This is a genomic window from Streptomyces sp. 8K308 (assembly GCF_004348315.1).
In the GTDB taxonomy this organism is placed as follows: Bacteria; Actinomycetota; Actinomycetes; order Streptomycetales; family Streptomycetaceae; genus Streptomyces.
In genome coordinates, this window is record NZ_SMKC01000529.1 from 1 (window position 1) to 3,130 (window position 3,130).

5 protein-coding genes are annotated in these 3,130 nt (G+C 67.6%); 4 read left to right on the plus strand and 1 reads right to left on the minus strand.

Features of this window, described 5'->3' with window-relative positions; genetic code table 11:
- Positions 1-432, plus strand: a 432-nt coding sequence (locus E1265_RS35200) for a transposase (protein WP_243741340.1), incomplete at its 5' end; no start/stop codon positions are given.
- Positions 433-486: 54 nt separating this feature from the next.
- On the opposite strand, the gene E1265_RS35205 is transcribed toward E1265_RS35200, so the two are convergent.
- Positions 487-1,071, minus strand: coding sequence for a TetR/AcrR family transcriptional regulator (locus tag E1265_RS35205; protein ID WP_132935020.1), 585 nt, complete (start codon positions 1,069-1,071; stop codon positions 487-489).
- Between the two features lie 128 nt (positions 1,072-1,199).
- Between E1265_RS35205 and E1265_RS35210 the strand changes: the two genes are divergently transcribed.
- The 3 genes from E1265_RS35210 (at position 1,200) to cynS (ending at position 2,907) form a co-directional block, all read left to right on the plus strand.
- Positions 1,200-1,673: a nuclear transport factor 2 family protein gene (locus E1265_RS35210; RefSeq protein WP_132935021.1), complete on the plus strand. Its 474-nt coding sequence runs from the start codon at positions 1,200-1,202 to the stop codon at positions 1,671-1,673.
- A gap of 36 nt (positions 1,674-1,709) precedes the next feature.
- On the plus strand, positions 1,710-2,303 hold the full coding sequence (locus E1265_RS35215) for a carbonic anhydrase (protein WP_132935022.1): 594 nt from the start codon (positions 1,710-1,712) through the stop codon (positions 2,301-2,303).
- Between the two features lie 133 nt (positions 2,304-2,436).
- The gene (gene cynS / locus E1265_RS35220) at positions 2,437-2,907 is read left to right on the plus strand and encodes a cyanase (RefSeq protein ID WP_132935023.1); all 471 of its coding nucleotides are present in this window, start codon (positions 2,437-2,439) and stop codon (positions 2,905-2,907) included.
- Positions 2,908-3,130: the final 223 nt, after the last annotated feature.

The following is a 3,130-nucleotide window of genomic DNA, read 5'->3' on the forward strand; positions in this document are numbered from 1 at the left end:
TCGCCATGCTCCGCGACGGCACCTTCTACGAACCACGCGTCCCCGAAGAAGCCGTCGCATGACCAGCTCGGGCTTGACGAAGGACATAGAGGCACCCCCCCCCACACACGAGAGCTCCGTGACCTCCAACTCCGCGTCCGCGCCGAGCAGCAGACGCCCGAGTGGAAGACGCGTTACGCGGTCCGCTTTGGAGTGGAGAGCACGGTCAACGAGTTCGCCCACGGACACGGCATACGACGCTGCCGCTACCGAGGACAGGGCAAAGCCCACACCCAGCACATCCTGACAGCCATCGCCGTGAACATCGAGCGCCTCAGCGGACTGCCGCCCACCGAGGAAACCCCCACGCTCCGTCAGCCGACTGCCTTCCAGCACTACCTCGACCAGCGCGACATTCCCCGGCCGAAGTCCTGGCGAACCCTGGGCAGCTGACCTCGGCGACTCCAAGATCACCGACAGAGTCAAGCTCAGGCCGCCGCGGGCCTGTCATCGCCGTAGTTCTGGGAGATCAGGGCCGGGATGCGTGTGCATCAGGAAGCGCGCTGCCTCTCGTGCCTGGTGAGCGGGTTCAGGCGTACCGAAGATCGCTGCGGTGATGATCGCTCCTTCGGCGAGGAGCGCGAGCTGATCGGCCAGTTCGGCAGGCCGCCCGGATGCCCTGACGAGGCCGGCGAGGTAGTCGTGGAAGGCCTTCTTGTGGTGCCGGGCCTGCTCTGCGACCTCGGGCGAGACCGCGCCCAGTTCACCGAAGGAGTTGATGAAGGCGCACCCGCGGTAATCCGGCTCGGAGAACCACTTGTACAGCCAGTCGAACACAGCGGCGATCCGCTCCTCGGTCCTCGGCTGCGCGTCGACGTAGCTGGCGAGGGCGCGCTGCCACCGCGAGTCCCGCTGCCGGAGGAATTCCAGTACGAGCTCTTCCTTCGAGGGGAACAGCCGGTAGAGGCGTTTAAGCGATATCCCGGAAGCGTTGCGCACTGCATCCATCCCGACCGCCTGGATGCCCCGGCTGTAGAACAGCTCCTCGGCCGCTTCGAGCGCGCGCTCACGTGCCGTTTCCTGGTCCAGCATCTATGCCCCCTTGCGCGGAGAACCAACGTTCTCTACGCTAGCAGATGTCGCGAGAACGATCGTTCTCCGATGGTTTCCGAGGCCCGCTGGACCTTCGGGAGCCCCAGATTCGAAGGAGCTGAGTCGATATGACTGACACGACCCGCCCACCGGTGCCCCCGTTCACCCGGGAGACCGCCATCGAGAAGGTCCGACTGGCCGAGGACGCGTGGAACACCCGTGACCCGCAGAAGGTGTCGCTGGGCTACACGGTGGACTCCCGCTGGCGCAACCGCACGGAGTTCGCCACGGGCCGAGACGAGATCGTCGCGTTGCTGACCCGCAAGTGGAACACCGAGCTCGACTACCGGCTGATCAAGGAGCTGTGGGCCTACGACGGCAACCGCATCGCCGTGCGCTTCGCCTACGAGCACCGCGACGACGCTGGGAACTGGTACCGCTCCTACGGCAACGAGAACTGGGAATACGACGAGCGTGGCCTGATGCACACCCGCCACGCATCCATCAACACCCTCCCGATCGCCGAATCCGAGCGCAAGTACTTCTGGCCGCTGGGCCGCCGTCCCGACGACCACCCCGGCCTCAGCGATTTCGGCTTCTGAGGACGCGTTCTCGTCAACCACCGAAGGGAGTGGCCCATGCGAGACCTCGTCGCGGGCGTTGCGCGCTTTCAGCGGGATGTCTTCCCGGCCAAGGCGAACCTGTTCGCCCACCTGGCCACGAACCACACCCCGCACACGCTGTTCATCGGCTGCTCGGACGCCCGCGTCGTCCCCGAGCTGATCACAGGGAGCGAGCCGGGGGACCTTTTCGTGATCCGAACCGCCGGCAACCTCGTCCCCGCCTACAACCCCGGCGTCGACGGAGTGACGGCCAGCATCGAATACGCCGTCTCCGCGTTGGGCGTGTCCGACATCGTCGTGTGCGGACATTCCGCCTGCGGCGCGATGACGGCCCTGGCAGAGCGCCGAGACCTCACCGGCACGCCGGCGATCGCCGACTGGTTGCGGCACGCGGACGCCTCATCCGCCCGCACACCCGCCACCGGGGACGTGTCGGCGCTGGTCCGCCAGAACGTACTCGTTCAGTTGGCAAACCTCGCCACGCACCCCTCGGTCGCCCGCGCCCTGGCGTGTAAGACGGTGACCCTGCACGGCTGGGCCTTCGACATCGCCACAGGCCGCGTCGAAGACCTCGGCGCCATGGACGCCGACAGCACGCTCGCGGCCTGACGTTCAACCCGCCACCCGCGTGGTCCCCGGCACGGCGCCGCCACCGGGGACCACGGACGCCCACGGCCCGCCGTTGCGGCCGTCATGCGCGGGGAGCGACACGACAAGTCATGAAGGAAAGGAAGCTTGCCCCGTGGTACATGTTCAGTTCGACCCCGCCGCCCGTCAGGCCCTGACCAACGCTGCGGTCGAGGCGAAGGCCCGCAAGACCCTCACCTGGCAGCAGATCGCGGATGCCGCTGGCCTGTCGGCGGCCTTCACCACCGCCGCCGTCCTGGGCCAACACGCTCTCCCCGAGCAGTCCGCGAGGGCCGTCGCAGACCTGCTGGGCTTGGGCGAGGAAACGGTGGAGCTGCTGCAAGCCGTCCCGACCCGCGGCTCGATCCCGGGCGGCATCCCCACCGACCCGACCATCTACCGCTTCTACGAGATAGTCCAGATCTACGGGACTACCCTCAAGGCTTTGGTCCCTGAGCAGTTCGGGGACGGCATCATCAGCGCGATCAACTTCAAGCTCGACGTGAAGAAGGTCGCCGACCCCGAAGGGGGCGAGCGTGCCGTGATCACTCTGGACGGCAAGTACCTGCCGACCAAGCCCTTCTGAGTCACGGGAAGGCCGCGCTCGGCCGGCCCCCCGCGCTGGTCCTTGCAGAGCGGGAGCCGGCCGAGCGCGTTGGCGTGCAACGCTTGCTGGCCGGACGGATGCGCTCGATCTTCCCCTTGTCGTCGACGACGGCCTCGGGGATCAGGCGGCCTGGCCGTAGCCGTCCGGGGCGGGTGGGCCGTCGCCGCGCAGCGGGGCTTCGCTGATCACGTCGGTCCAGGGC